This is a genomic window from Arthrobacter sp. B0316-5-4, assembly GCF_059090325.1.
The window spans coordinates 297,481-323,505 of the sequence record NZ_JBNHFN010000005.1 but is presented as its reverse complement, the minus strand read 5'-3'; the positions used below and the strand labels follow the sequence as shown (position 1 = coordinate 323,505).

The 26,025-nt window shown below is 63.9% G+C and carries 30 protein-coding genes; 11 read left to right on the top strand and 19 right to left on the bottom strand.

Annotation, left to right across the window (positions count from 1 at the left end; translation table 11 throughout):
- The first annotated feature begins 6 nt into the window (after positions 1–6).
- The 4 genes from AC5RU9_RS17095 to AC5RU9_RS17080 are packed head-to-tail and all read left to right on the top strand — an operon-like array spanning position 7 to position 3,677.
- Positions 7–687, top strand: a complete 681-nt coding sequence (locus tag AC5RU9_RS17095) for a GntR family transcriptional regulator (protein ID WP_211711106.1) — start codon at positions 7–9, stop codon at positions 685–687.
- The gene (locus AC5RU9_RS17090) at positions 688–1,497 is read left to right on the top strand and encodes an aspartate/glutamate racemase family protein (protein WP_494017365.1); all 810 of its coding nucleotides are present in this window, start codon (positions 688–690) and stop codon (positions 1,495–1,497) included.
- Positions 1,498–1,523: 26 nt separating this feature from the next.
- Positions 1,524–2,939 (top strand): amidohydrolase family protein, encoded by a 1,416-nt coding sequence (locus AC5RU9_RS17085; protein WP_494017364.1) that lies wholly within the window; start codon positions 1,524–1,526, stop codon positions 2,937–2,939.
- A 9-nt stretch (positions 2,940–2,948) separates the two neighbouring features.
- Positions 2,949–3,677 (top strand): maleate cis-trans isomerase family protein, encoded by a 729-nt coding sequence (locus tag AC5RU9_RS17080; RefSeq protein WP_494017363.1) that lies wholly within the window; start codon positions 2,949–2,951, stop codon positions 3,675–3,677.
- Here AC5RU9_RS17080 and AC5RU9_RS17075 read toward each other — a convergent pair.
- The 5 genes from AC5RU9_RS17075 to AC5RU9_RS17055 all read right to left on the bottom strand — a co-directional run bounded on the left by AC5RU9_RS17075 (position 3,674) and on the right by AC5RU9_RS17055 (position 7,365).
- Complete coding sequence (locus AC5RU9_RS17075; RefSeq protein ID WP_494017362.1) at positions 3,674–4,021, bottom strand: hypothetical protein; 348 nt, start codon at positions 4,019–4,021, stop codon at positions 3,674–3,676. The two genes, AC5RU9_RS17080 and AC5RU9_RS17075, sit on opposite strands and share 4 nt — an antisense overlap.
- A gap of 102 nt (positions 4,022–4,123) precedes the next feature.
- The gene (locus AC5RU9_RS17070; RefSeq protein WP_307843756.1) at positions 4,124–4,315 is read right to left on the bottom strand and encodes a hypothetical protein; all 192 of its coding nucleotides are present in this window, start codon (positions 4,313–4,315) and stop codon (positions 4,124–4,126) included.
- Positions 4,316–4,469: 154 nt separating this feature from the next.
- Positions 4,470–5,843: an NAD(P)(+) transhydrogenase (Re/Si-specific) subunit beta gene (locus AC5RU9_RS17065; RefSeq protein ID WP_494017361.1), complete on the bottom strand. Its 1,374-nt coding sequence runs from the start codon at positions 5,841–5,843 to the stop codon at positions 4,470–4,472.
- On the bottom strand, positions 5,840–6,169 hold the full coding sequence (locus AC5RU9_RS17060) for an NAD(P) transhydrogenase subunit alpha part 2 (protein ID WP_494017360.1): 330 nt from the start codon (positions 6,167–6,169) through the stop codon (positions 5,840–5,842). The genes AC5RU9_RS17065 and AC5RU9_RS17060 overlap by 4 nt, the downstream gene beginning before the upstream one ends.
- Positions 6,169–7,365, bottom strand: a complete 1,197-nt coding sequence (locus AC5RU9_RS17055) for a Re/Si-specific NAD(P)(+) transhydrogenase subunit alpha (RefSeq protein ID WP_494017359.1) — start codon at positions 7,363–7,365, stop codon at positions 6,169–6,171. The genes AC5RU9_RS17060 and AC5RU9_RS17055 overlap by 1 nt, the downstream gene beginning before the upstream one ends.
- Before the next feature lie 187 nt (positions 7,366–7,552).
- Here AC5RU9_RS17055 and AC5RU9_RS17050 point away from each other — a divergent pair, with 187 nt between their 5' ends.
- The gene (locus AC5RU9_RS17050; protein WP_309992968.1) at positions 7,553–8,164 is read left to right on the top strand and encodes an NADPH-dependent FMN reductase; all 612 of its coding nucleotides are present in this window, start codon (positions 7,553–7,555) and stop codon (positions 8,162–8,164) included.
- Between the two features lie 126 nt (positions 8,165–8,290).
- Positions 8,291–8,680 carry a hypothetical protein gene (locus tag AC5RU9_RS17045; RefSeq protein ID WP_494017358.1) on the top strand — a complete coding sequence of 130 codons (390 nt, stop codon included), beginning with the start codon at positions 8,291–8,293 and terminating at the stop codon, positions 8,678–8,680.
- Between the two features lie 97 nt (positions 8,681–8,777).
- On the opposite strand, the gene AC5RU9_RS17040 is transcribed toward AC5RU9_RS17045, so the two are convergent.
- Both AC5RU9_RS17040 and AC5RU9_RS17035 read right to left on the bottom strand, forming a co-directional pair.
- Positions 8,778–9,476, bottom strand: a complete 699-nt coding sequence (locus tag AC5RU9_RS17040; protein WP_494017357.1) for an HAD family hydrolase — start codon at positions 9,474–9,476, stop codon at positions 8,778–8,780.
- Positions 9,466–9,777 carry a hypothetical protein gene (locus AC5RU9_RS17035; protein ID WP_249184050.1) on the bottom strand — a complete coding sequence of 104 codons (312 nt, stop codon included), beginning with the start codon at positions 9,775–9,777 and terminating at the stop codon, positions 9,466–9,468. Before AC5RU9_RS17035 ends, AC5RU9_RS17040 begins: the two co-directional genes overlap by 11 nt.
- Before the next feature lie 83 nt (positions 9,778–9,860).
- Here AC5RU9_RS17035 and AC5RU9_RS17030 point away from each other — a divergent pair, with 83 nt between their 5' ends.
- Together AC5RU9_RS17030 and AC5RU9_RS17025 are read left to right on the top strand one after the other, a co-directional pair.
- On the top strand, positions 9,861–10,502 hold the full coding sequence (locus AC5RU9_RS17030; protein ID WP_211711088.1) for an NADPH-dependent F420 reductase: 642 nt from the start codon (positions 9,861–9,863) through the stop codon (positions 10,500–10,502).
- Between the two features lie 232 nt (positions 10,503–10,734).
- On the top strand, positions 10,735–11,517 hold the full coding sequence (locus AC5RU9_RS17025) for a VOC family protein (RefSeq protein ID WP_494017356.1): 783 nt from the start codon (positions 10,735–10,737) through the stop codon (positions 11,515–11,517).
- Between the two features lie 52 nt (positions 11,518–11,569).
- Here the strand turns inward: AC5RU9_RS17025 and AC5RU9_RS17020 are convergent, their stop codons facing one another.
- The gene (locus AC5RU9_RS17020) at positions 11,570–12,469 is read right to left on the bottom strand and encodes a PaaX family transcriptional regulator (protein WP_249184049.1); all 900 of its coding nucleotides are present in this window, start codon (positions 12,467–12,469) and stop codon (positions 11,570–11,572) included.
- Positions 12,470–12,633: 164 nt separating this feature from the next.
- Between AC5RU9_RS17020 and AC5RU9_RS17015 the strand changes: the two genes are divergently transcribed.
- A complete protein-coding gene (locus AC5RU9_RS17015) occupies positions 12,634–13,167 on the top strand; it encodes an ABC transporter permease family protein (protein WP_211711086.1) in 534 nt (177 codons plus the stop codon).
- Between the two features lie 60 nt (positions 13,168–13,227).
- Here AC5RU9_RS17015 and AC5RU9_RS17010 read toward each other — a convergent pair whose 3' ends face one another.
- From AC5RU9_RS17010 to AC5RU9_RS16980, 7 genes are read right to left on the bottom strand one after another with little or no spacing between them, the layout of a single operon-like run.
- Positions 13,228–13,632 carry an acyl-CoA thioesterase gene (locus AC5RU9_RS17010; protein WP_494017355.1) on the bottom strand — a complete coding sequence of 135 codons (405 nt, stop codon included), beginning with the start codon at positions 13,630–13,632 and terminating at the stop codon, positions 13,228–13,230.
- 7 nt (positions 13,633–13,639) lie between these two features.
- The gene (locus tag AC5RU9_RS17005; RefSeq protein WP_494017354.1) at positions 13,640–14,998 is read right to left on the bottom strand and encodes an MFS transporter; all 1,359 of its coding nucleotides are present in this window, start codon (positions 14,996–14,998) and stop codon (positions 13,640–13,642) included.
- Between the two features lie 2 nt (positions 14,999–15,000).
- On the bottom strand, positions 15,001–17,391 hold the full coding sequence (locus tag AC5RU9_RS17000; protein ID WP_494017353.1) for a bifunctional salicylyl-CoA 5-hydroxylase/oxidoreductase: 2,391 nt from the start codon (positions 17,389–17,391) through the stop codon (positions 15,001–15,003).
- A 14-nt stretch (positions 17,392–17,405) separates the two neighbouring features.
- Positions 17,406–19,100, bottom strand: coding sequence for an AMP-binding protein (locus tag AC5RU9_RS16995; protein WP_494017352.1), 1,695 nt, complete (start codon positions 19,098–19,100; stop codon positions 17,406–17,408).
- 57 nt (positions 19,101–19,157) lie between these two features.
- Positions 19,158–20,030: an acyl-CoA thioesterase gene (locus AC5RU9_RS16990; protein ID WP_494017351.1), complete on the bottom strand. Its 873-nt coding sequence runs from the start codon at positions 20,028–20,030 to the stop codon at positions 19,158–19,160.
- Positions 20,031–20,033: 3 nt separating this feature from the next.
- Complete coding sequence (locus tag AC5RU9_RS16985) at positions 20,034–20,516, bottom strand: cupin domain-containing protein (protein ID WP_494017350.1); 483 nt, start codon at positions 20,514–20,516, stop codon at positions 20,034–20,036.
- A gap of 27 nt (positions 20,517–20,543) precedes the next feature.
- Positions 20,544–21,398 carry a fumarylacetoacetate hydrolase family protein gene (locus AC5RU9_RS16980; protein WP_494017349.1) on the bottom strand — a complete coding sequence of 285 codons (855 nt, stop codon included), beginning with the start codon at positions 21,396–21,398 and terminating at the stop codon, positions 20,544–20,546.
- 137 nt (positions 21,399–21,535) lie between these two features.
- Between AC5RU9_RS16980 and AC5RU9_RS16975 the strand changes: the two genes are divergently transcribed.
- Positions 21,536–21,934 carry a RidA family protein gene (locus AC5RU9_RS16975; RefSeq protein ID WP_089596898.1) on the top strand — a complete coding sequence of 133 codons (399 nt, stop codon included), beginning with the start codon at positions 21,536–21,538 and terminating at the stop codon, positions 21,932–21,934.
- A 33-nt stretch (positions 21,935–21,967) separates the two neighbouring features.
- On the opposite strand, the gene AC5RU9_RS16970 is transcribed toward AC5RU9_RS16975, so the two are convergent.
- Positions 21,968–23,374: a DUF2252 domain-containing protein gene (locus tag AC5RU9_RS16970; RefSeq protein WP_494017348.1), complete on the bottom strand. Its 1,407-nt coding sequence runs from the start codon at positions 23,372–23,374 to the stop codon at positions 21,968–21,970.
- Between the two features lie 45 nt (positions 23,375–23,419).
- On the opposite strand from AC5RU9_RS16970, the gene AC5RU9_RS16965 reads away from it, so the two are divergent.
- Positions 23,420–23,779 (top strand): iron chaperone, encoded by a 360-nt coding sequence (locus tag AC5RU9_RS16965; protein WP_494017347.1) that lies wholly within the window; start codon positions 23,420–23,422, stop codon positions 23,777–23,779.
- Here AC5RU9_RS16965 and AC5RU9_RS16960 read toward each other — a convergent pair.
- The 3 genes from AC5RU9_RS16960 to AC5RU9_RS16950 all read right to left on the bottom strand — a co-directional run bounded on the left by AC5RU9_RS16960 (position 23,776) and on the right by AC5RU9_RS16950 (position 26,023).
- Positions 23,776–24,579 carry an IclR family transcriptional regulator domain-containing protein gene (locus AC5RU9_RS16960; protein ID WP_494017346.1) on the bottom strand — a complete coding sequence of 268 codons (804 nt, stop codon included), beginning with the start codon at positions 24,577–24,579 and terminating at the stop codon, positions 23,776–23,778. The genes AC5RU9_RS16965 and AC5RU9_RS16960 overlap by 4 nt on opposite strands.
- An 86-nt stretch (positions 24,580–24,665) precedes the next feature.
- Positions 24,666–25,334, bottom strand: coding sequence for a 3-oxoacid CoA-transferase subunit B (locus AC5RU9_RS16955; protein WP_494017345.1), 669 nt, complete (start codon positions 25,332–25,334; stop codon positions 24,666–24,668).
- A 2-nt stretch (positions 25,335–25,336) separates the two neighbouring features.
- Complete coding sequence (locus AC5RU9_RS16950; RefSeq protein ID WP_494017344.1) at positions 25,337–26,023, bottom strand: 3-oxoacid CoA-transferase subunit A; 687 nt, start codon at positions 26,021–26,023, stop codon at positions 25,337–25,339.
- Positions 26,024–26,025 lie beyond the last annotated feature (2 nt).

Here is a 26,025-nt window from a genome sequence, read left to right as displayed (position 1 = left end):
CCTGAAATGCCAGCCGCAGAAGCCACGAAGAACACTGACCGCCCCCTCCGGGAGTCAGTGCGTGACACGCTCCGTTCCAGGATTTTTGAGGGGCACTACGCGCCCGGCACCCGGCTGGTTGAACGCGATCTCGCCGCCGAATTCAACGTTTCGCGCCTCCCCATCCGCGAAGCGCTCCGCATGCTCAGGCAGGAAGGCCTCATCAGGGACCGCGCGGGACGTGGCTCCGAAGTCAGCGGGCTGAGCCCCAAAGACGTGGAAGATCTCTTCGATGTCCGGCAGTCGCTTGAAGTGCTCGCCTGCCGGCTCGCAGCGAAGCGCGCCACTACTGAGGACCTCCAGCGCCTGGAACAGCTTCTCGACGAAGCGGGGCGCTGCCTCGCGAAGGGTTCCATCCTGGAAGCGCACCGGGCCAACAGTGAATTCCACGATGCCATCACCTACATCGCCAACAACGACTTTCTCCGCTCCGCGCTGGAACCGCTGCAGGGACGCATGCACTGGCTTTTCCGCCACGTCAGCGACCTGCCCGAGCTCATCCAGGAGCACCGCGAACTCTACGCAGCCATCGCCAGTGGCGATCCGGACCGCGCCGCCGCGCAATCGGCGTCGCACATCGGCAAGTACCGTGAGCAGTTCCCGGAGGAATCCAGCGCCAACGAGCCCAAGCTGCAACGGAAAAAATAAATGAAACTCCTGGTCATCAATCCCAACATCAGCGATGCCGTCACCGCCCTTATCGAAGCCGAGGCGCTCCGTTCCGCGGCCCCGGACACCGAACTGGTTGTCCGCACCGCCGGCCATGGCGTCGAATACATAGAGACCCGCTTTGAATCACTCATCGCCGCCGGCGCGGTTGCGGAGGTCATCGCCGAGTACGCGCACGACGACGGCGGCCCGGCCGGGTCTGAGGGTGCCGGTTCCGCTGTGGACGGCGTCGTTGTGGCCGCCTTCGGCGACCCGGGGATGCCGGGCCTGAAGGAACTCGTGGACGTTCCCGTTATCGGCATCACGGAGGCTGCCCTGTGCGCGGCAGCCCTGCAGGGCCAGCGTTTCTCCATCATCGCCATCTCCGACCGGATCCAGGCCTGGTACCGCGATTGCGTGGAACGCTTCGGGTTCGGTGGCCGGCTCGCCTCAATCCGTTCCATCAACCAATCCCTGAACTCGATCGGTTCCGTGCAGGCCGACTTCAAGGAAACCCTTTTGGCACTCAGCCGAAAGGCCGTCGCGGAGGACGGCGCCGACGTCGTGATCCTTGCGGGTGCGCCCCTGGCCGGACTTGCCCGTGAGCTTGAGGGACAGATCCCCGTGCCGGTGGTGGACGGGATCTCCGCGGGTATTCGCATGGCTGAGGCCGTGGTTGCGCTGAAGTCCGGTGTCCACCGCGGCGGTTCGTTTGCCGCCCCGCCGGTGAAGGCCCGCCGTGGTCTCTCCGAACACCTCGACTCGGCCTTGGCGATCGCGCAGTCGGCGCAGCTCCAGACCACCGTTTAGTACTTTCCCAGAACAGGATGACAATGATGTCCCACTTCCCAGACCTCGTGATCGCCAACGGCACGGTGGTGAACAGCTTTGGACGGCAAGCCGCCCATGTAGTCGTCGACGGCGGCAGGATCACCCGGTTGCTCGACGCCCAAGAACCCGTACCCACAGCTGTTCGCACCGTGGACGCCGCCGGAATGCTGGTCATTCCGGGCGGAGTGGACGGCCATTGCCACGTAGCCCAGGTCACCGGCCGCTTCCGCACCCTGGACGACTACGCCACCACGTCGACAGCCGCACTGTGGGGCGGAACCACCACCATCGTCGACTTCGGCATCCCGCGCGACGCCCAGGAAACACCCCTCGACGCAGTCCTGAACAAGAAGCGCCTGGCAACGGAATCACGCTGCGACGTAGCGCTTCACGGTTCCGTGATCACCTGGGACGAAACCGTGCCGTGGCAGCTGGAGCAGCTAGCTGAGGAGGGGGTACGATCCGTCAAGATGTACACCACCAACCGCGGATCGACGATGGCCGACGGCGACACGATCCTCAAAGTAATGCGGGAAATGGTCAGGTTGGACGGACTGACCTACATCCATGCCGAACACGACGCCATCATCACGGATTGCACTGAGCAGCACGCCACCGATGGTCGTATCGGGATTGAACACCTGCACCGGACGCGGCCCGGGCTGGCGGAGGAGATCTCCGTCAAGGAAACCCTCGCGATGGCCCAGTACACCGGAGCGCCCGTGTACTTTGTGCACCAATCAACGCCCGGAGCGGTTGACCTCGTGACAGCTGCCCGCGAACGTGGCTTGGAAGCCTTCTCCGAGACGTGTCCGCACTATGTCACCCTGGACGACACCGTCTACGGCTCCGATTTCCCGGAATGGTACGCCTGCTGCCCGCCCATGCGCGATGCCAGGATGGTGGCAGCGTTAAAGGAACGGCTCGCTTCCGGAGCCATCCACACAGTGTCCTCGGACCACTCCTGCTACGACCTTTCCCAGAAGCGTGAGCGCACGGATGACGTCCGGTTCATGCCCCACGGACTGCCGGGCGTAGAGACCCGCATGCCGGTCAGCTTCACGGCCCTCGTCACGGAAACCGGTGGTTCGGTAGAGGACTTCGTGGCGGTCTTTTCCGCTGGCCCGGCCCGTATCAATGCCCTACCAGGAAAGGGAGTCGTGGCGGAAGGCTTCGACGCCGACCTGGTGATCTTCGATCCCGCCACCCAGCGCGTTGTCGACGGCGGCGCGCTGCACATGGGGACTGACTTCTCGCCTTTCGAAGGGAAAACGCTGAACGGTTGGCCCGCCGTCGTGGTTTCTGCCGGAGTTGTTGTCCTGGATGAGGCAGGATTCCACGATCCCGGGCCCGTAGGCAGGTTCGTAGCCAGGAATGGCTTCACCGAACACCGCTCCATCCCTGCACCCGTTCCCGCCTAGGAGTTCCTGATGCCTTCCCTCGACCGACCGACACGCATCGGCATGATCGTCCCGTCCTCCAACACGTGCCTCGAGCCGCAAAGTTACCGGATCCTCGGCGACCGGCGCGACGTAACCATCCATTCCACCCGCATCCCCGTAACCCGGATCGCCTTGGACGATTCTTCGGACAAGCAGTTCGATTCCACCGTAATGCGTGCTGCTGCCGAACTCCTGGCAACGGCGAACGTTGACGTCATTGCATGGAACGGGACCTCGGGATCCTGGCTGGGGGCCGCGCATGACCACGCCATCGTCCGGGCGATCACGGAAGCCACAGGCATCCCGGCAACGACGTCCACGCTGGCCTACCTTTCGGCGTTTGATGCCTTTGGGACAGAACGGATCGGGCTGTTCACCCCGTATACCTCCGATGTGAATGAGGCCGTGATCGCTTCCTATGCGCGGGAAGGGATCAAGACCATCGACCACCGGCATCTGGACCTCAGCGACAACGAATCCTTTGCCAGGGTCACCGACCAGGAGATGCTCCCGGGCTCACTGGAACTGGCTGCAACCCACCCCGATGCCTTGGTGTACCTGTGCACCAACCTCTACGGCGCAAACATCACGGCGGAGGTGGAGGCCCGCACCGGAGTACCCGTTCTCGATTCCGTGGCGGTCACCCTCTGGCACGCCCTGAGGCTGGCCGGCGCGCCGCTGCTTGACCCCGCATGGGGCAGGTTGCTTGCCGGCTAGTCCTTGTCGATCCGGTCCAGCAAATTTCCCAGGGCATCGCGGATGTCGTCGTAGTCGTTCTGGCCGGCGCGGCTTTCGGCGGCGATGACACCGCAGCGGTGGATTTTTGTGAAGTCTCCGATGGGGAACTTGTAGTGGCCCTTTTGGTCATCCGGGTGTTCGTCGTCGACGCCGAGGAACCACTTGGAGTACTCGGCATGGCCATGCTTGTCCAGGAACGCATTCTCGTCCTTGGTTGAGGGGGCATGCTCACTCCAGTCGTCCCGGGTGTCCTCGACCACCTTGCCGTCACGGATCAAGGCCTTGGCATGCTCGAAGGCCTTCTTGTTGAGCTTCACGGTCATGACACAACCTCTTTTGACGTCTCAGTTCGGGCTTTGGACTGGTACGACCCAGCTTAGGGCGAGGACGGACGGCCAGGAATACCCGACGGCGAGCCTCTGGGGTCAGTTCATGAGCTGGACCCAGAGGCCCGTACCCCGCTCCTTCGTGACCATCCGGCGTCCGATTGCCCCCTTTTGGGTCAGCCACAGGACGCTGCCATCGGCAGTTACTGCTTCCACCAACCCCTGGTCAACAATCTCGTTCCCACGCCAGATCTGGACGGCCTGGCCCACCAACAGCTTCCAGTTGGACACCCTCTTCCCCCTCGCTGTTTCGAGGCGTGAACCAAACAACGATTCTTTCCCACGGTCTTTCACTCGATGACTCCTAGCCTGCTGTACACGGTTCCTGTACATGACGTGTGCCATCAGTGGCGCATAAATGACGCGTTTATGCGGCCCACATTCATCAGAGTGCTTTCACCGCCCCCAACACCTTGGTCAGCGAGTCCTTTGCATCACCGAACAGCAAAGTGGTCTGCGGCTCATAGAGCAACTCGTTCTCGATCCCAGCGAACCCAGGCCTCATGGAGCGTTTCAGGAACACCACCTGCCGGGCGTCGGCCACCTCCAGGATGGGCATTCCGTAGATGGGCGAGCCCGATGTGGTCTTGGCCGCGGGGTTCACGACATCGTTGGCACCCACTACCAGCGCGACGTCCGTTGTTTTGAACTCGGAGTTGATGTCCGTCATTTCCTTCAGCGACTCGTAGGGAACGTTGGCCTCGGCCAGGAGCACGTTCATGTGTCCGGGCATGCGACCGGCTACAGGGTGAATGGCGAAGTCCACGTCGATCCCCCGGGCCTCCAAAGCCAGAGCAAGCTCGGCTGCGGTGTGCTGCCCCTGGGCCACGGCCAGTCCGTACCCGGGGACGATGATCACCCGCTGCGCGTAGCCGAGCAGCACTGCGACGTCCTCCGCGCTGGACGAGCGGACCGGACGTTCGCTGACCGCCGTGGAGCCTGCGGTTGAGCCACCCTTGAAGGCCCCGAACATGATGCCGGCAACACTGCGTCCCATCGCCGCTGCCATGGCCCGGGTAAGGATGGTGCCGGAAGCTCCAACCAGCGTTCCGGCAACGACCAGGAGGACATTCCCCAACACGAGTCCCGACGCCGCGACAGCCAGGCCCGTGAAGGCGTTCAGGAGCGAAATGACAATCGGCACATCGGCGCCACCCACCGGCAGCACCAGAAGGACACCGGCCACCAGCCCCAACCCCAGGAGCGCCAAGGCCAGCAGCAGCGATCCGCCCAGGACCACCGCGGCACCGCTCCCCACGGCTGCCAGCAGCACAACGCCCATCAGCACCGGCAACCCGGGGAACGTCACCGGCCTGGTGGTCATGAGCCCCTGCAGCTTGGCGAAGGTGACGGCTGACCCGGCGAACGACACCGCACCCACCAGGAGCGTGAACACGATAGCCACACGAACCCACGAGTCGCTGGAATGCGGGAGTTCCAGAAGCGCCACCAGCGCCGCAGCACCACCGCCCACACCGTTGAAGAGGGCCACAAGCTGCGGCATCTGGGTCATCTGCACCCTGCGGGCCACGGGGGCAGCAACACCGGCACCCACCACTATGGCCCCAAGAATCCACGGGATGTTTTCCAGTTTCACGGACAGGAACACCGTCAGCACGGCCAAAAGTGCCCCAAACGCCCCGATGAGATTGCCGCGCCGGGCTGTCCGGGGCGAGTTCAGGCCTTTCAGGGCGAGGATGAAACAGGCGGCAGCTACGAGATACAGCAGCGCAGTCCAGAGGGGGTTGAGAAGGGTCACGGGCGGCCCTCCTTGCCGGTTTGCCCGGTATCGATTTTCGACGGCGGCCGTTGCCTTCCCCGGAACATCTCCAGCATGCGGTCGGTCACCACGAACCCGCCCACGAGGTTGGCCGTGGCCAGGACGACAGCCAACAGTCCAACCGCCAGGACCCACGGATCCGAGGCCTGCCCAGCGACGATGATGGCCCCCACCAGGATGATCCCGTGAATGGCGTTCGCCCCGGACATGAGGGGCGTGTGGAGGGTGCTGGACACTTTGGAAACGACCTCGAAGCCCACAAAAACAGCCAGCACGGTGATGGTCAGCAGGCTCATTCCATCCATCAACGCACTCCTTCTGTTCCGGTGTGGGTACTGCCGAAGGGTGCCTTTTCGCCGGCGAGCGCCGTGAGTGCCTCCGCTGTGGGGGCGTGCCGGACTTTGCCGTCGTGGGTGAGGCACGCACCGTTCACCACTTCATCCCCGAAGTCGGGTGAAACCACGCCATCGCGGGTCATGAGTGCCAGGAGGTTGGCCACGTTCTTGGCGTACAAGCGCGAGGCGTCCGCGGGCATGGCGGAGGCTGGATCCTTGATGCCCACCAGTGTCACAGTGCCCTGGCCGTCGGCGGTTGGGACGGGGATGTCCTGCCCCGCGATACTCCCTTCCACGTTGCCGCCTGATTCAGCCGCCAGGTCAATCACCACCGACCCGGGCCGCATGCCCTGCACCATCTCGCGGCTGACCAGGAGGGGAGCGCGCCTGCCGGGAACCGCGGCCGTGGTAATCAGGACATCGGCCTGGGCAACGTGCGGAGCAAGGAGTGCGCGTTGCAGCGCTCCCCGGTCGGCGCTCAGTTCGCGCGCGTATCCACCTGACGCTTCGGCCGTTTCGAGGTCGAGCTTGATGAACGTCCCGCCCATGGACGCTACCTCGTCGGCGGATGCGGGCCGGATGTCGTTGGCAGAAACGCGGGCGCCAAGCCTTTTGGCTGTTCCGATCGCCTGCAATCCAGCCACGCCCGCTCCAAGCACCAGCACCTTGGCCGGTGGGATGGTTCCGGCCGCCGTCATGTAGAGGGGGAAGAACCGCGGCAAACGCATTGCTGCCTCAAGCACGCACCGATATCCGGCCACGAGGGCTTGGGAAGTCAGTGCATCCATGGATTGGGCCCGTGAAATCCGGGGCACCAATTCCAGCGCAAACGACGTGATGCCGCCGGCGGCGAGGGCACGCACGGTAGGCAACTCCGACGACGGCGACCCCAGTCCCACGCTGACCGCACCCCGGTGGAGGGATCCCGCCGTCGACGGTTCCAGAGGCCGCACGTGGCAGTAGACGTCCAAGGACCCGACGTCCAAGGCCTGCACTACCGAGGCACCTGCTTGGCGGTAGTCGTCGTCGCTATGGCCGGAGGCCAGCCCGGCCCCGGACTGGATCTCCACGTCAAGGCCCAGGCCCACCAACTGCTTGACCGTTTCCGGCGTGGCGGCCACCCGTCGCTCACCATCGAGCGCCTCGCGCGCTATGCCTGCCTTCACCCGCCACCCCTCTTCCGGAAACCGCCAGAAACCAGTTGGCATGAGTCTATGACCGCAAGGGTTCGGGCGGGAGTAGGGGGCTGCGCTATGTGCACAAGTCCACTAGGGTCGGTGGAAGCTGGTGGCAACCAGCCACCACACCGTCGACGAGCCGGTTCCGGCCGTGCCGTCGGGAAGGAACGCCGCTATGGACACGTTCAAAATCGGCTATTTCGTAGGAAGTCTCTCTAGTACCTCCATCAACCGGGTCCTTTCCAAGGCCCTGATCAGCGTCGCTCCGCCGGAGCTGGAATTCCATGAGATCGCCATCAAGGATCTCCCCCTCTACAGCTCTGATTACGATGCCCAGTTCCCGCCTGCCGGCCAGGAATTGAAGGATGCCATCGCGGCGTCGGACGGCATCCTGTTCGTCTCCCCCGAATACAACCGCTCCATTCCGGGCGCGCTGAAGAACGCCATCGACTGGGGCTCGCGCCCGTGGGGCACCAATTCGTTCGCCCGGAAACCCACGGGAATCATCGGCGCTTCGCCAGGCGGCATCGGCACGGCGGTGATGCAGTCGTCCATGCGGAGCGTGCTGAGCTTCCTGGATGCACCGCAGTTGAACGCACCGGAGGCGTACATCCGTTTTGTCGCAGACGCTTACGACGACGACGGTTCCGTTAAGGACGAAGGCACCGCCGGCCTCTTGCGGCACTACATGGAAGAATACAGCGCTTTCGTCCAGCGCGTCCTTGCGGCCAATGCTCCTGGCCACATCGGCGACCCGGAACCGGATACCGACAAGTTGAACCGCTAGGACTGCGGGCTGGGTGTCGCCTGGATTCTTAGGGGCGGCACCCGGAAGGCCGGCCCCGTCTACGATTTAGTCAGTATGCTTACTACTACGAGGATTTCCGAACAGGCCCCTACCTCAGGAGAAAAGATGCTTCGTAGAGTAGCTATGACCGCCCTGGCGCTGGCCCTTTTTGCCGGTTCCGCCACCTCCACCGCCGGAGCCGCCAACGCGGCCACCAGCCTTCAGGGCAGCGTTGCCGCAACCACGCAGAGCCCGTCACCCGAGCCCAGCAACCCCTCCGGCCCTTCCACCGCAACCCCCACGGCGGAGCCAACCTCCGACGCTCCCAATCCCGCGGGCACGGGACCGGCCAACCCCGGCACCAGCGAAACCAACCAGCAGCAGCAAACCCGGACAGATGTTGTTCCGTGGGTCCTGGCCGGAGTAGCTGCGGTCATCATCATCGCGCTCATCATCTGGACGTTGCGAAACCGCCGCGGCCGGGACAAGGGCATCCAGCACGACGACGTCCGGTAGCCGGGCGGGACGACGCACCCCAGGGTGCCCAGCGCGGGCGGCCGAGCTGATCAGCTTGCCGAGCTGATCAGCTTGCCGGGCTAATCAGCCCGCGGAGTCAGCCCGCAGAGCTGACCAACTTGCCAATCAGGCTCGTCTCCAAGTGCTCCAGCAGGTGCTGCGGATTGTCGTAGACTTCCGCGGCACCTGCGTCCCGCAGTTCCGCTTCGCTGATTCCACCGCAGGTCAGGGCAATGACGGGCACCCCGATCGCAGCACCGGCCTTCACGTCCCACACGGCGTCGCCGACGAATACCGCATCCTCCGGGCTCACGCCGAGCTTCTCCAGGCACGCCACCAGGATGTCCGGGGCGGGCTTGCTTTCCTCGGCGTCGTTGGAGCTGGTCCAGGCGTCGATGGAGGAGCCCGCGTCGAGGAGATGGCGGCTCACGTCCAGGTCGCGTTCCTGCGCCGACGATGCCAACCCGACCGCGAGCCCGGCGTCGGAACATGCCGCAAGAAGGTCGCGTGCCGAATCGAATGGCCGGAGCGTCGGCCAGAACGTCGAGAACACTGCGCCGTGGGCCGACTTCAGGTCTTCCTGCATTTCATCGGTGCAGTCCGGGACCAGGCTTTGGATGAGCTTGTCGCCTCCCATGCCTACGCGGCGGTGGATAGCGGACATTTCAATGTCCAGCCCTTCGCGCCTGAACGCCTGCCACCAGGCCATCGCGTGGAAGTAACTGGAATCGATCAAGGTACCGTCCACATCGAAGAGGACTCCGCGCTTCTTTTGGGACTTCACATCAGCTGCCACAGCTCACCACTTTCGACGTCGTTTGGGCACCTTGGTCCGCGAGCGCCGAATCAATGGCGGGCTCTTCCAGCATCAGTACCGCGTACCGCTCAGGGGAGGCTTGCCGCAGCAGGCCGGTGCCGGCAACTTCCCGGATGGCCTCGACGCCTTCCACCGCCTCATCCACGGAAGAGAAGCGCTTCGAGAGGCCCATCAGGGCGTCATTGCCATCCACCACCAGAATCCGATATCCCCCATCGGGCGTTTCAACCATCTCCAAGTGTCCGGCCACGCAAACCTCCTCTTCGTTGATGAACTGCATAGTAAGACTACTTAGTATAGGCCACCTAAGAAATGTGGCGTAACGCGGGAAATACGCGCATGCAACATCTTGTTGGCACCGACATGACAACAATTGGAATCATCGGTGCAGGACACATTGGCAGCCAGGTAGCACGCAAGGCCGTGGAACTGGGCTACGACGTCGTGATCAGCAACTCACGGGGTCCCGAAACGCTTGGCGAGCTGGTCGCGGAACTTGGGCCCAGGGCCCGCGCCGCCACGGCAGCCGAAGCGGCAGCGGCAGGCGATTTCGCCGTCGTGACCGTTCCCCTGAAGAACTACCAAAGCATCCCGACGGAGCCGCTCGAGGGCAAGGTGGTCATCGACACCAACAACTACTACTGGGAGCGCGACGGCCGCATCCCCGAGCTGGACAACGGCGAGGCAACCACATCGGGCCTGCTCCAAAAGCACCTCCCCACCTCCAAGGTAGCCAAGGGCTTCAACCACATCTTCGCCAAGGACATCACCACTGACGGCACCCCTGCCGGCACGCCGAACCGTCGCGCACTGGCCACCGCCAGCGACTTCCCCGAAGCCGCGGAACTGGTCACCAAGCTCTACGACGAGTTCGGCTTCGACACCGTCAACATCGGCCCGCTGGAAGACAGCTGGCGCGTGGAGCGGGACCGCCCCGCGTACGTGATCCGGCAAAACGCGGACGAACTCCGCGAGAACCTCGCCAAGGCAACCCGCACCGTCTAAATCCCGGAACGCACGACGGCGGGCAAGCGCCTTTACGCTTGCCCGCCGCCTTTGTTTTGGGTGCCTTGGGCTACGGAACTTCCATCACTGTGGAGTCCAAAAAGGACGGCGAAACGGTGTCACGAATCGGCGGCGGCGCACACATTATGGGTGGTTGCCTCCCCGATAGGCCCGGCGCATGGGCTTCCGGGGAGGCAGCTTTCGCCCTAAGAGCCCCTACGCGAGGAGTCCCATGTCCACAAGAATCTCGAGCTGGCCTGCAGCAACGCCCATGTGGGTGGACCTGGGCGCAGATGATCCCGAAGCGGCGAAGGACTTCTACTCGGGCCTGTTCGGCTGGGACTTCATCACCGGTGGCGACGACGCGGGCGGCTACGTCCTGGCGTGCATCGGCGGGCGTGCCGTGGCAGGACTGGGCCCAAAACAGGACCCGCAAATGCCCACCACCTGGACCACCTTTCTCAGCTCGGATGACGTCGACGTCACCGCAAAGAAGGTAACCACAGCTGGTGGACAGCTGATCGCTCCACCGTTCGACGTGATGGATTCCGGCCGCATGGCCCTGGCCGTGGACAGTGCCGGCGCAGTGTTCGGGGTCTGGCAGGCAGGCAACCACATCGGCGCGGAACGCGTCAACGAGCATGGCGCACTGTGCTGGAACGAGCTCCATACCCGTGACTATGCAGCCGCCCGCTCGTTCTACGCCGAGGTCTTCGACGTCAGCTACCAGGACGTCACCGAGGACGGCTTGGTCTACTCCACTATCAGGAGGCCGCTGGACGGGCGTGAAGTGGGCGGGGTTCACCATGACACCGAGCTCTCCGGGACCACACCCAACCATTGGATGACGTGGTTCGCCAGCGACTACGTGGAGGGCTCCGCCACCCGGGCCGTGGAGCTGGGTGCGACGCTCCTGGAGCCGGTCACGGACAGCCCGCTGGGACGCATGGCCGTAGTGCGGGGACCGCAGGGCGAGAAATTCGGCCTCATCGACGCGCCGCGCACCAGCGAATAGGACGCGCCGCATACCAGCGGATAGTCAGGCCGCCGCTGGATCCAGCGAACAGTCAGGCCACCGCCGGGTCCAGCGCTTCGGCGATGATTTCGTGCGCGTGGGCAGCGGCCAACGGCGCGGCCAGGCGATGCACGGCCTGGAAGGTCCTGCGTACGGCGGGGCCGTGCCATTCGGGCGGGAGGTAGTCCGTGGGCAGGTTGGGGTCCCGGTACGGGAACCGGCGCCACATGGTCAGCATGGGGATGTAGTAGCGGAACGCGTCACGCCGCAGCTCCTCCGTGGACTGGGCCAGGGCAACGTCGGGGTCCTCACCCACGCGCTCAACCCACTGCTGCTCCGCTTCCCCGTAGAGCCCAAGGAACTCGGTGAACTGTTCATCGAGTTCCTTGAGGTCCCACCACTCCGAGATTTTGGGCCGCATGGGTCCGTCAAAGACATAGTCGCTACGGAAGAGGTCCACGAACTCGATCAACCCACTGGCCGTGAGGCGCTCCCTGGCTTGTTCGAGCTTGTGTGCCGGCGCAATCCACACGCCGTTGGCCACCGACCCAAACCCCAAACCGGACAACGCCGAGCGCAGCTGGTGCCGGCGGTTCCGCATCGATTCGGGCACGGAGAACACGGCAAGCACCCACGTGTCCACCGGTGCAGGCTGCTCAGGGGCGAAGATGCGGCGATCACCTTCACGGAACACATCGCTTACCGATTCCGAGATCTTGTACTTGGCAATCCCGCCTTCGCGCACACTCTTCAGCACGCCCTTGGCCTTGAGCCTGGAGACGGAGGACCTCACGCCCGGCGCGTCGTAGCCGAGCGAGCCCAGCATGGAAATCAGTGCGGACACCGGCAAGGCATCACCTGCGTTCCGACCGTAGAGCCCGAAGATCGTGACGAGCAGCTGCTGGTGGCGCACCGGGGGTGCCGGGACGGCGAACATCTGGAGGATCCTCATTTCCGCGCCCCGCGTTGGGCGCCACTCCAGTTCATCATAGGTGCGGGCTGTAGCCCGCCCGAGACTAGCCGGGCCATACTAAGCATGCTTACTATAGACGGACGCTGCTCGGGGGCTCTTAACGCCCCGGAGAGTCCTTTCCGTTCAACGATAGGAAGCACATCATGGCAGGAAATCTGGTAGCACGCTCCATCCACGACCTTACGGCCGCTGCGTGGTTCGGCGGCTCATTGATGGGGGCCATTGGTCTTAATGGGGCCGCCGCGGAAGCCAAAGATCCCACGGAGCGTACCCGGTTGTCGAGCAAGGGCTGGGGAAAGTGGGCTCCTGTGCAGACCGCAGCCTTCGCCGGGCACCTCGCATCGGACCTGGCAATCGCTTGGGAGAACAAGGGCAGGATCGCGAAGCAGGACAGCGTCGCCGCCAACACCATCTATAAGACCGTGGTGACATTGGCCGGAGCTGCCGTCACCCTCTACGCCGGTGTCGTTGGCAAGAAGGTGGATGAGCTCTCCGAAGAAGGTGCGGAAGGAGCCACCGAGCCCCGCGCAGGTGCTTCCGATGAACTGAAATCAGCCCAGAACCAGCTGAAGGCGCTGCAGTGGGCCATTCCCGCCTTCGCAGCCTGGGTGATCATCCTCGGCGCCAAGCACGGTGAGATGCAGCGGCCCAAGAACATCCTGAAGGGCCTCCGCTAAGGGCTCCGAAGACCCCGCCGAGATGGCATTTGATGACAATCCGGGGCCTCCCCATTGTCATTAGGTGCCATCTCGCGCGGTGATCCTGCGGACGAAGTGCTCCGGCCACGGGTGCGCTGAGGTGGTTCCGCTGGGTACGTGGACGGTGGTGACCGTCCCGAAAGCCGCCACGTCACCGCCGTCGGACGTTACGTCGAATGCCATGGTCAGCGAGGTCCGCCCCAGCGCGCTGACCCGCACCGTCGCGGTGATGCGCTGGCCGAACCACAGCTTGGCTTTGTAATTGATGACCTGCTGGACCCTGGGTGCGCTGGGGAAATAGTCCGGCAGGTCCAGGGACCGGAAGAGCTTAGCTTCGGCAGCTTCCACCCAGCGCAGGATGGCCGAATTGTGTTGGTGTCCGGAGGCGTCGGTGTCTACCCACTCCACCGTTCGCTCGATGCACGCCTCCGGAAACCTGTCCACGATGCTCCTACCGGGCGCTTACTGCGACGTCGTCCGGGTCTACGCCCGCCTCGGCAACCGGCACCTCGGGCTGCGGCTTTGGAATCAAGGCCACCGCTCCGGCTGCCAGTACCGCGATGCCGGCAAAGATCGCGAAGTTGGCCTCAAATGGCAGCTTCGAGCCGGCAATCCAGCCACCGATCAGGGGTCCCGAGATGGCACCAAGCCGGGCGAAACTCAGGGCCCAACCCGTTGCGGTGCCGCGGACCTTGGCGGGATAGTAGTCGGCGATATAGCCGGTCAGGACCAAGGACGTGGAGATGGAACCGACGCCGGCGAATGCGACGAACAGCAGGTTGACCACCATGGTGTTCGGGAAGACCAACAGCATGATGCCCAGGCCGCCCAGGATGTAGAACACCACCAGGATGAGCTTCTTGCCGTACTTGTCCGCCGCCCGGCCCAGGAGCAGGCCACCGATCGCGGAAGCCAGGCTGAAGACCAGGAGGAATGTCAGCGACGAGCCGAGGTCGTAGCCGGCTTTCTTCATGATGCTCGGCAGCCACGTGTTCAGGCCGTAGACCAGCACCAGTCCGCAGAAGAGCGAGATCCAGAAGAACACAGTGGACCGCAGGTACTTCCGCGAGAACATGGTGGTGATCGTCTTCCACCACGGGTCGGCCTGCACGCCGGCCACAGGAGCCGACTGGGCCACCGGCCGGTAGTCGCGGATGTCCAGTTTGGCTGCCAGCGCCTTGGCCTCAGCCCGCCGCCCCTTGGACTCAAGGTATTCGAGGGACTCGGGAAGGAACTTCCAAATGATGGGCAGCAGGACAACCGGTGCGGCACCGATCGCGATGACGGCGCGCCATCCACCCATGGGCAGGACGAACAGGGCCGCAAGTGCCGCCGCCACGATGCCCAGCGAGTAGCCGGAATACATCAGGCCATAGTTGTAGGAGCGCTTGTTCGGAGCCGAGTACTCGATGGTCAGGGCCGCAGCTACCGGGATGACCCCGCCCATGCCCAGCCCGCCAATGAGGCGGAAGAGACCGAACAGTTCAGGGGTTGGAGCCCAAGCCGCCCCTGCCTGGGTGATCGTGAAGATGACCATGGAGGCGAGGAGCATCTTCTTGCGGCCCACGAGGTCACTCAGGGTGCCGATGAAGAGTGCGCCAATAAGCATGCCGATCAGAGCATATGATCCCAGGCCGCCCAGCGCGAGCGGCGAGAGATTCCATTCCTTGTACTCCGCCAGTGCGGGAAGGACGGCTCCGAGCACGCCTACGTCGTAACCCTCGGCGAGGATCGCGATCCAGCAGCAGAACAACACCAGGCCGGTTGTTTTGGTGGGTACATTCCAGTCATTGACGGGTGCGGTTGCCATGACTACTTCACCAAGACCGATGCTGCGTCGGACCGGGGAGTCCAGCGAAGGTGTGTGGTGGCCTCTTCAATGTCCGCTTCCTTGAGCAGCGACAGGCGCGGACGGACGGCGTCGGTGCGTGAGCTCGGCGGCTTGCGGCGTCCGGCGCGGAACTGCGGGATCCATTGGGCACCCGGGCCCTGGTATTCCTGTTCAGCCGCAGCATGCAGGGTCCACTGGGGATCGTAGAGGTGCGTGCGGCCGAGTGCGATGAGGTCCGCACGGCCGGCCAAGAGGATGGAATTGACGTCGTCGTAGCTGGAGATGGCGCCGACGGCGATGACCGCCACGCCTGCAGGGGCAGCGACTTCCTGACGGATCCGGTCCGCGAACGGGGTCTGGTAGCTGCGCCCGAACGCGGGCTTTTCTTCTTTGGCGACCTGGCCGGTGGAGACATCCAGGCCTGCAGCGCCGTGCTCGACAAATGCTTTGGCAATCGCCACGGAATCGTCTGAGGTGTTGCCGCCCTCGATCCAGTCCGTCGCGGAGATGCGCACGGTCAGGGGCTTGCCGGCAGGCCAAGCCGCACGAACGGCGTCGAACACTTCCAGCGGGAACCGCAGCCGGTTCTCCAGGCTGCCGCCGTACTCGTCGGTCCGTTTGTTGGACACCGGCGAAAGGAAGGAAGAGAGCAGGTAACCGTGCGCGGCGTGAATCTCCAGGAGGTCGAAGCCAGCCTGCTCGGCTCGTTTGGCGGCGGCCACGAACTCCGCCTTGATCGCGTCCATCCCTGCACGGTCCAGTTCCACGGGGGTCTGGTTCTCGGCGCTGTACGGCAAGGCAGAAGGGCCGACGGCGGTCCAGTTGCCGGAGTCGAGTGGCTGGTCGATGCCTTCCCACATGAGCTTGGTGGAGCCCTTGCGGCCGGAGTGGCCCAACTGGGCGCCGATCTTGGCGGTGGAACGGCCGTGCACGAAGTCCACGATCTCCTTCCAGCTATCGCGCTGGGCATCCGTGTACAGTCCGCTGCAGCCCGGGGTGATCCGGCCGGTTTCGGAAACGCAGACCATTTCGGTCATGACCAGGCCGGCGCCGCCCAGGGCCTTGGAGCCGAGGTGGACCTTGTGGAAGTCGCCGGGGATCCCGTCGACGGCGGAGTACATGTCCATCGGCGAGACCACAATGCGGTTCTTGAGCTCGAGGGCGCCGATGCGGAACGGCTGGAACATTGCCGGGGCTACCTCAGTGAGTCCCTGCGACGACGCGAAGTCGCGGTCCACGGCGTCGGCGAACTCGGGGTCGCGAAGGCGCAGGTTTTCCTGGGTGATGCGGCGGCTGCGGGTAAGCAGGTTGAACGCGAACTGCGTGGGATCCTGGTCCTTGTACTGGCCGATGCGCTCGAACCACTCCAGCGATGCCTGGGCAGCACGCTGCGTGGAAGCGACTACGGGACGGCGTTCGGCTTCGTAGGCTTCCAAGGCTTCCTGCACCGTGGGGTGCTCGTGCAGGCACGCAGCCAGGGCCAGGGAGTCCTCCATGGCCAGCTTGGTGCCGGAGCCGATGGAGAAGTGCGCCGTGTGCGCCGCGTCGCCAAGGAGGACCACGTTGTTGTGGCGCCAGCTTTCGTTGCGCACCGTGGTGAAGTTGATCCACTTGGAGTTGTTGGTCAGGACCTCGTAGCCGTTCAGTTCCTCGGCGAAAATCTCGCGGATCCTGGCAATGGCCTTCTCGTCCGAGACGCCTGGAGGGAAGACCTCGTTGGCGGTCTCGTCGAAGCCTGCCGCGTGCCACACGTCCTGGTGCATTTCCACGATGAAGGTGGAGCCCTCATCCGAGTAGGGGTAACCGTGGATCTGCATGACACCCCACTCGGTTTCCTTCACGAAGAACTTGAAGGCCTCGAACACCTGGTCCGTGCCCAGCCACATGAACTTGTTGGTCCGCGGGTCCAGGTCCGGCTTGAAGGAGTCGGCGTATTTGGCGCGGATCTGGGAATTGATGCCATCCGCGGCAAGCACCAGGTCGTAGTTGGCTTCAAGTTCTTCGACGGGCGGGGCAAGGGTGCTGAAGCGCACGTCGACATTCAGCTCGATGCAGCGACGCTGCAGCAACTCGAGCAATTCCTTGCGGCTCATGGCAGCGAAACCCTGGCCACCAACGGTGATCATCTCGCTGCGGAAGTGGATATCGATATCGGACCAGCGGGCGAAGCGGCGGCTCATGTACTCGGCCACCACGGGATCGGCGTTGCCGATGCCACCCAGCGTCTCATCGGAAAAGACGACGCCGAAACCAAAGGTGTCGCTCGCTGCGTTGCGTTCCCAGAGGGTGATGTCGTGTGACGGGTCCAACTGCTTCATCAGTGCTGCGAAGTACAGGCCGCCTGGCCCGCCTCCAACAATTGCGATTTTCATGGTGATGCTCCTTCTCAGGCCTGGCCCTGGCCGGCGGGGGTAAGTTGTACGGTCTCGCTCGCGTTCCCGGCGGCGTCCTTTGGGACGAGGCCGTCACGGAGCTTGAAGTGCTGGAGTTTTCCGCTGGGATTGCGCGGAAGTTCGGTGACGAAACGGACATCGCGCGGGTACTTGTACGGAGCGATGGTCTGCTTCACGAAGTCCTGGATTTCCTTGCGCTTGGCGGCGTCTCCTTCGACGCCGTCGCGGAGGACCACAAACGCGCAGACGATGCTGCCCCGCTCCTCGTCCGGAATTCCGATGACCGCGTTTTCCACCACGTCCGGGTGTTGGTCGATGGCGGTTTCAACCTCCGGCGCGCCGATGTTGTACCCGGAGGAGACGATCATGTTGTCCGAACGGGCCTGGTAGGTGAAGTACCCGTCCGCGTCCATGGCGAAGGTGTCACCCGTGACGTTCCAGCCACGGACCACGTAGTTCGCCTGGCGGGGGTCATCCAGGTAGCGGCAACCCGTTGGACCAATCACGGCCAGCCGTCCGATGTTGCCGGGGCCAAGTTCGTTGCCGTCGTTGTCAAGGATGGTGGTCCGGAAACCCGGTACGGCGCGGCCCGTGGTGCCGGGGCGGATGTCATCGCCCGCTGCGGAAATGAAGACGTGCAGCATTTCCGTGGCACCGATTCCGTTGACCAGCCGCAGTCCCGTCGCCTCGCGGACGGCTTCCCAGGTTTCCTTGGAAAGGTGCTCCCCGGCGGAGACCGCAATGCGCAGGCCGCGGAGGAGGTCCCCACGCTTCTCCTTCAGGATGGCCCGGTAGGCCGTGGGAGCGGTGAAGAGGATGGTGGCTCCGGCCTTCGATGCGTGCTCGGCCAGCTCCACGGGTCCGGCTTTCTCGGTCAGGAGGGATGACGCGCCAAACCGCAGCGGGAAGACCACCAATCCCCCGAGCCCAAAGGTGAAGGCCAGTGGAGGTGAACCAGCGAAGACGTCGTCCGCGGTGGGCTGCAGGATGTACCGGGCGAAGGTGTCGGCGTTGGCCAGGATGTCCCGGTGGAAGTGCATGGTCACCTTCGGCACACCCGTGGTGCCCGACGTCGGACCCAACAGGGCAACGTCGTCGGCGGCCGTGTCCACAGCCGTGAACTTCCCGCTCTTGTGCCCGCAGCGGGAGGCGAGGTCGCCGTCGTCGTCGAACCCGTTGCCGGCTCCGTACGTCAGGACGGTGACGTCATCCCCGGCGGCGATCGCGAGCTCATCCACGAACCGGTGGTCCGAAATGGCCACCACTGGCTTGGTGAGCTGGATGAGCGTGGAGACCTCTGTGGAGCGGAGCATGGGCATGGTGGTCACCACGACGGCGCCTGCCTTCAGGACACCGAGCCACGCAGCAACAATCCACGGGTTGTTCGGACCACGCAGCAGGACACGGTTGCCGGGTACAACTCCGAGGTCTTCGGTGAGGACCTGCGCAACCTGGTTGGAACGCGTCTGGAGCTGACCGTAGGTCCAGACTGTGCCGTCGGGGGTCCACAGGGCGGGACGGTCTGCGCCGTACTGGTCGACAGCGTCGTCGATCAGCACCGCGGCAGCGTTGAGCCGCTCCGGGTATTGGAGTTCGGGAAGAGTGAATTCAAGCGCCGGCCAGGTGTCGGCGGGCGGCAGGTGGTCGCGGGTGAACGTGTCCACGTGGGCCGATGGCGTCATGCTCATGGCCGTTCCTTTCAGTGGTGCGTCGTTGAAGCGGATGAATGGTGGGGGGAAAGCTGTTCAGGCACCGGCCCGGATCATGCCCTCTTGGGCAACCGTGGCAAGGAGCCTTCCTTGCCGATCGAAGAAGCGACCCATGGCCAGACCCCGGTTGCTTTGTCCGGAGATGGCTTCCTGGGCGTAAAGGATCCAGTCGTCGGCGCGGCCGTCGCGGTGGAACCACATTGAGTGGTCCAGGCTGGCGGTGGCGAGTCCTGGGCTGGACCAGTTGAGTCCATTGACGCGAAGCAGGGGCTCCAAGATGGTGTAATCGCAGACGTAGGCGAGGGCCGTACGGTGGAGGTCGGCGTCGTCGGGCAGTGCGTCGAAGGCCTTGACCCAAATAGCTTGCTGGGGCACCGCACCGCCTTCGAGTTCTACATATACGGGACCGGGAATATGCCGCATGTCGAAACTTCGACCCGTGGACCAATAGTCTGCGGCCGGACCGTCGATTCCGTCCAGCACTTCCGCCGCAGACCGCAGCGATTCAGGCTCGACGGCGGCAGGCGCCTCGGGCTGGAAGTCCGGTCCGTCCTCGGGAACCTGGAAGGATCCCATCGCGGCATATACGGGCTTGCCGTTCTGGAAGCCACGCACCGTGCGGGTGGAGTACCCGCGCCCGTCCCGCAAACGTTCCACCTCGTACCGGACACTGGAACCGATATCCACCGGACGCATGAAGTAGCTGTGCATCGAGTGCAGGGTCCTGTCAGCGTCAACGGACCGCATCATTGCGGCCGCTGCTTGTGCCACCATGTCTCCACCGTAGGCTTTTGGCCACGGCACGTACTGGGTGGTTGCTTCGTAGGCTTCGTCGAAGACCTGCGGCTCGGTGGCGGTCAGTTCAACCGCCTTCAGGAACGTCTCCGACGTCAGGGTTCCAGTGATCATTGCTCAGACCCGGCGGTAGTCGGCGAGGGTTTCGTCAGCCACGTCTTCGAGGTTGACCACGAGGTTCTCCGGCGTGCGGGCCGTCAACCAGACGAGTTCTTCGGTGACGGACATGTTGGCTTCGACGTGGGGCATGAACGGCGGCACAAACACCCAGTCGCCGGCCTTCATGTCAATGAACTCCGAGTAGTTCTCGCCAAAGTAGATCCGGCCATGGCCACGAAGGACGTAGCCGCCCGTCTCAGCCTCGCCGTGGTGGTGCGGCAGGCTCCGGTACCCGGGCGTGTTGGACACCTGGCCGAACCAGATCTTGGTTGCCGGGGTGTGCTGGATGCTGACTCCCGAAACACGGATGCAGTCACCGGACTGGGCAGTGTTGGTGTCTTCAGCTCCGGAGCGGGTGACGACCGGAACAACCTTGCCATCAGGCTGGGCATAGATGGAGTTGTCGCCTTCGAGGACGTACTCAGTGGTGGTCTGGCTCATTGGTCTCTCCTTTTGAATGGGTTGGTATCAGGCGTGTGCAGCGACGGGTGCATGGATCCGGAACTGGTTCTCCAGCCGGCCAATCCCGTCGATTTCGGTGGTGAGCACGTCACCGTCCTGGAGGAAGCGCGGCGGAGTCATTCCCATGCCCACTCCCCCGGGCGTTCCCGTGAGGACGAGGTCGCCAGGGCGCAGGATGGTGAACTGCGAGATATAGGACAGGAGTTGCGCGGGGCCGAACACCAGGGTGCTGGTGTTGCCGTTTTGGACGAGCTCGCCGTTGACGTAGCCCCTGACCCGGAAGTGTTCACCCGCCTCGTCCGCGGTGACCAGGACCGGGCCCACCGGAGTGGTTCCGTCCCAGGCCTTGCCCTGGAACCACTGCAGCGTCCGGTTTTGCCAGTCGCGCATGGAAACGTCGTTCGCCACCGTGTACCCGGCGATGCCCTGCCGGGCTTGGTCCTCATCGGCGCGGAACAGTTCAGAGCCAACGACGACGGCGAGCTCGGCTTCCCAGTCGACGCGGCCACTGCCGTGGACTTCTACAGCGTCGGTGGCGCCCACCAGGGTGTCCGCGTACTTGGCGAACAGGGTGGGGAACTCGGGGAGTTCACGGCCCATTTCCTGGATGTGGTCACCGTAGTTCAGGCCGCAGCAAATCACTTTGCCGGCACGGGGCAGGAGCGGTGCCAGATCGGCGTCGGCCGACTGAATGACAGCCTGCTCCTTCGAGGCCGCGGCATCCTCCACCACGGACCGCCACTGAGGCTGGGCCAGGAGTGCCCCGACGTCAGTGGCCGGAAGCGCGAGGTATGAGTCGGCGCCCGTGGCGAGTGCCGCCGTCGTACCTCCGTTTGCCGTGCGCAGGGTGGCGAGTTTCATGTGCTGGTTCCCTTCGGGTTTTGATGATGTGTCGACTTTTTTACGATCGTCACATATGCTCAACGTAGCACGAGAGAAATGATCTGCACAGAGGCTTTCCAAAAGTTTTTGCAGCTGCCACAACGAGGAGGAACAGCATGAGCCACCAGACGATCAACCCCGAATCCCTGCCCAAGCCCTCAGGTTTCGCGCACGGCATCCTTGCCGGCAACACCGTGTTCCTGGGCGGGCAAACCGCGCTGGACAAAAACATGAACATCGTTCCCGGCGGCATCGTGGAACAGTTCACCCAGGCGTTCTCCAACGTCATCACGACGCTGCGCGAAGCCGGCGGCCAGCCGGAGGACCTGGTGAACGTAACCATCTACCTCACGGACGTGGACGACTACATGGCGAACGGCCGCGAAATCGGACGCATCTGGCGGGAAATGGCCGGATCGCAGTACCCGGCGATGGCCGGCATCGGCGTCACGAGGTTGTGGCAGAAGGAAGCCTTGATCGAAATCCAGGGCATCGCGGTGATTCCGGAACGCTAAGCCCGGTAGGCCAAGTCTGTGGGACGTGCGGGTTCAGATGCCGCTTGCGGCATCGAGGCGGCCCGCGCGGACTGCGCGTTCCAACTCCGCATGGTCCTTCTCGGTCTGGTCTGCGTAGTGTCTCGCCCATCCCGCCATTGCTTTTTCGAACAGCTCTGAGCGGCCGAGGTAGCCGGCGATGAATGCGGTGCCGGGAGTTTGGGAGTGGGCGCGGGCGAGCACACCCCCGCACAGCTGGGCATAGTCGGCCAGTGCCCCCGGGCCCAACTGATCCACGGCGAAGGACCCCTTCATGTCGCGGAATTGACGGACGAAGTAGTCCCGCAGCTGGCCATCGGATTCCACTGTGTTGCCCACCCATCCGAGGAACGGATCGGACTGGGCCTGCATGATCCTCTGGCCGGCCACGGTTCGGTAGCCTTGGCCGAAGCTAGTCAGCAACCGGACAACATTTGAGGATGGTCGGGAGCCTCCGTGGCTCTCCAGCACGGAACGCTGCACCTCTTTTGCTTGCAGGAACAAGGGCTCCTCCGATGGGCCCAGCATGAGGATCACCCAGCAACGGGTTCCGACGCTACCCACTCCGACCACCCGCAACGCTACGTCCACCAGCCGGTACTGGCTTACCAGCACTGCCGTGTCGGCGCGCAATGAATCCCGATACTGGTCAAAGAGTGCGCTCACTCGATCCAGCGTCGTAGTTTCAGGGTGGTAGACCAACGGCCACTGGTCGACGATCCTCCGCTCCCCCTGGACTGTCTCCGTAGTCATCTTGGCCAGAACCTGTTCGGAGGTCCGCCTCTTGGCCTTCTCGACGTCCTTTTCCAGGATGTTTTTCCTGGAAAGCCTCCCGGACGCCATGGTTGCCATGAGCACGTCCATATCGACGTGGAAGTAGTACCTCTCTGCGGCCGTACCCTCGAACAACCTCCGCATCGCCACCCGGTACCCCCTCGCCGAACCTTCAGCAGCCGTTTGGCATTGTTCCTCAGAGTGGCCGCTGTTGCGTCCGCTCAGCCAGATACTTGCTGCCAGCCTCTTGACGTCCCACTCCCAAGGAGCGGGAAAGACCTCGTCAAAGTCGTTTAGATCGAAGACCAGCCGCCGCTCGGGTGACGCGTACAGCCCAAAATTTGCCAGATGGGCGTCGCCGCAAGCCACCACCTGATGCCCGGAGGTCGCCTCGAGGGACAAGTCCCCGGCCATGACAGCCGCGGCACCCCGAAAAAAGGCGAAAGGCGTCTGCACCATCCGGCCCACCCGCACGGGAACAAGGTGCGCCAGCCGGGAAGCGTGCTGTTCCTCAAGAATCGATACCGGGCTGCGGTCCGGCGTCGAGAACTTTCCCTGGGCGCTCCGCGGCAAGGCCTCTCGGGCGGCTTTACCCCTGGCACGGTCTTGGTCGACTGGACTCCACGTACCACTGACGAGCGGACTCATGCCCCAAGTGTGGCATCCGGGTCGTCTTGGGTGAACCATGTCCCTATGGGATCTGTCACTGAATATCTGGAAAGCGTTAGCCCTGACAACCGGCCGATACTGGAGCGGATAGTGGGTATCGCGCGCGAACTCGCGCCGGAGGCCGAGGAAGGTGTCAGCTACGGTATGCCCGCGCTGCTCGTGGACGGAAAGGGGTTCGTGAGCGTGCTCGAGACGAAGAAGCACCTGGCTCTATACCCGTTCAGCGGGCAGATCCTGCCGACAATGTCGGAGGAGCTTGGGGGGTACTCGTGGTCGCCGGGGACGCTGCGATTCTCTGTGGACAATCCGGTGCCGGACTCAATGGTGCGCCGCATCTTGGAGACCCGGCTGGCGGCGATCCGGGGCTACTCCGTCAACGCCTAGTGCTTTGCGGAGACGTCCTGGGATATTGCGTTGGCCGCGGCCACGACTTCCTGGCGCACATCCTCCAAGTACTTTGCGGGGTCTGGCTGCGCGGCGACCGCTTGCGCCTGCAGCGACACGTTGATCGCGGCAACATTGTCGCCGTTGTTGTGATTCCACACCGGCGCTGCGATGGACATGAGCCCGATTTCCAGCTCTTGGTCCAGCAGGCACCAGCCCTGCTGGCGGACATGTTCGACGGCGGCCCTCAAGTCGGGCACGCTGGCGACGGTTCGCGGCGTGAGCGGGGTGAGTTCCGCCGTCGAAAGGTAGGCCTCAAACTTGGCCTGCGGCAATCCGGCGAGCAGGACGCGACCCATGGATGTGGCATAGGCGGGGAAGCGGGTGCCGACCGTGATCCCGACGTTCATGATCCGGCGGGTAGCAACGCGGGCCACGTAGAAGATGTCCGGACCATCCAGAACCGCGGCCGAGGTTGACTCCCCCAGCTTCAGGCTGAGCTGCTCCAGGTGAGGCTGCACCAACTGCGGAAGGGACAGTGCCGACAGGTAGGAGTAGCCCAGTTGAAGCACCTTGGCCGTGAGCGCGAAGGTCTTGCCGTCGGTGCGGACGTAGCCCAGCTCAACCAAGGTGTGCAGGAACCTCCGTGCCGTGGCGCGGGTCAGGTCCGTGCGGGCAGCGACTTCGCTCAGTGTCATCACCGGGTTGTTCGCGTCGAACGCCCGGATGACGGCGAGCCCGCGGGCCAGCGACTGGACGTACTGGTCGCTGGCTTGCGGGGAAACCGCGGAATCACTCATGGTTACCAATCCTAGAACGCGTTGCGGGGCCTGCTCTGCACGCATCAAACCCCCAATACCCTGCGGAGCGGGCCCCACAACGGGAGTCAGGCGCCGCGTTTGAGCGGCAAGGGAACCAGTTCCTGGATCTCCTCGAACGTGCAGCCGAACGTTTCACGTACTGTGACGCCGTCAGCGCCAGTGAGGAACACTGCTTTGTCCGTGTACACGCGGGTCACGCAGCCGACGCCGGTGAGCGGGTAGGTGCACTGTTCCACGAGTTTGGACACGCCTTCGCGCGTCAGCAAGGTCATCATCACGAAGACGTCCTTGGCGCCGGTGGCCAGGTCCATCGCGCCACCCACGGCGGGGATCGCGTCCGGGGCCCCGGTGTGCCAGTTGGCGAGATCTCCCGTTGCGGAGACCTGGAACGCGCCGAGGACACAAATGTCCAAGTGACCACCCCGCATGATCGCAAACGAGTCAGCATGGTGGAAGTAGGACGCCCCGGGCAGTTCGGTGACGGGAATCTTGCCCGCGTTGATCAGGTCGCCGTCGATCTCGTCTCCCTCAGCCACCGGACCCATCCCGAGCATCCCGTTCTCCGTGTGGAGCGTGATGTTCTGTTCCTCGGTGAGGTAATTCGACACCAGGGTGGGCTGGCCGATTCCCAGGTTCACGAACGAACCCGGAGCGATGTCGCGGGCCACCAACTGTGCGAGCTCGTCGCGGCCCAGCGGCTTTTCGGAGGTTTGGATACTCGTCTGCGTGCCCATGATCAGGCCACCTTTCCGTTCGTAGCAGCGGAATCAACGCGGACCACGCTGTTGACGTAAATCCCCGGCGTCACCACGCTCTCCGGATCCAACGAACCGGTGGGAACGATCTCCGAGACCTGAACGATGGTGTGCTTGGCGGCAGCGGCCATGATGGGCCCGAAGTTCCGCGCGGTCTTGCGGTATACGAGGTTGCCTTTGCCGTCGGCCTTGAGTGCCTTGATCAGCGCAACGTCCGCGTGGATCGGTGTTTCGAACACCTGTCCACGACCATCGATGATCCGGGTCTCCTTGCCCTCAGCCAAGGTGGTGCCGTATCCGGTGGGCGTGAAGAAGCCACCGATACCGGCCCCGGCAGCACGGATGCGCTCGGCCAGATTGCCCTGTGGGACGAGTTCCAGTTCGATCTCCCCGGCGTGGTACTTCGCGTCGAAGTGCCACGAATCGGACTGCCGCGGGAACGAGCAGATCATCTTGCGGACCCGGCCTTCCTTGATCAGCAGCGCCAGGCCCTGGTCACCCTGCCCGGCGTTGTTGTTCACCACGGTCAGGTCCGTGGCACCACAATCCATCAGCGCATCAATGAGTTCGAACGGCTGCCCGGCGTTACCGAACCCGCCGATCATCACCGTGGAACCGTCCTTGATCCCGGCGACCGCCTCGCCAACAGTGTCAATGAAACTCAACACAG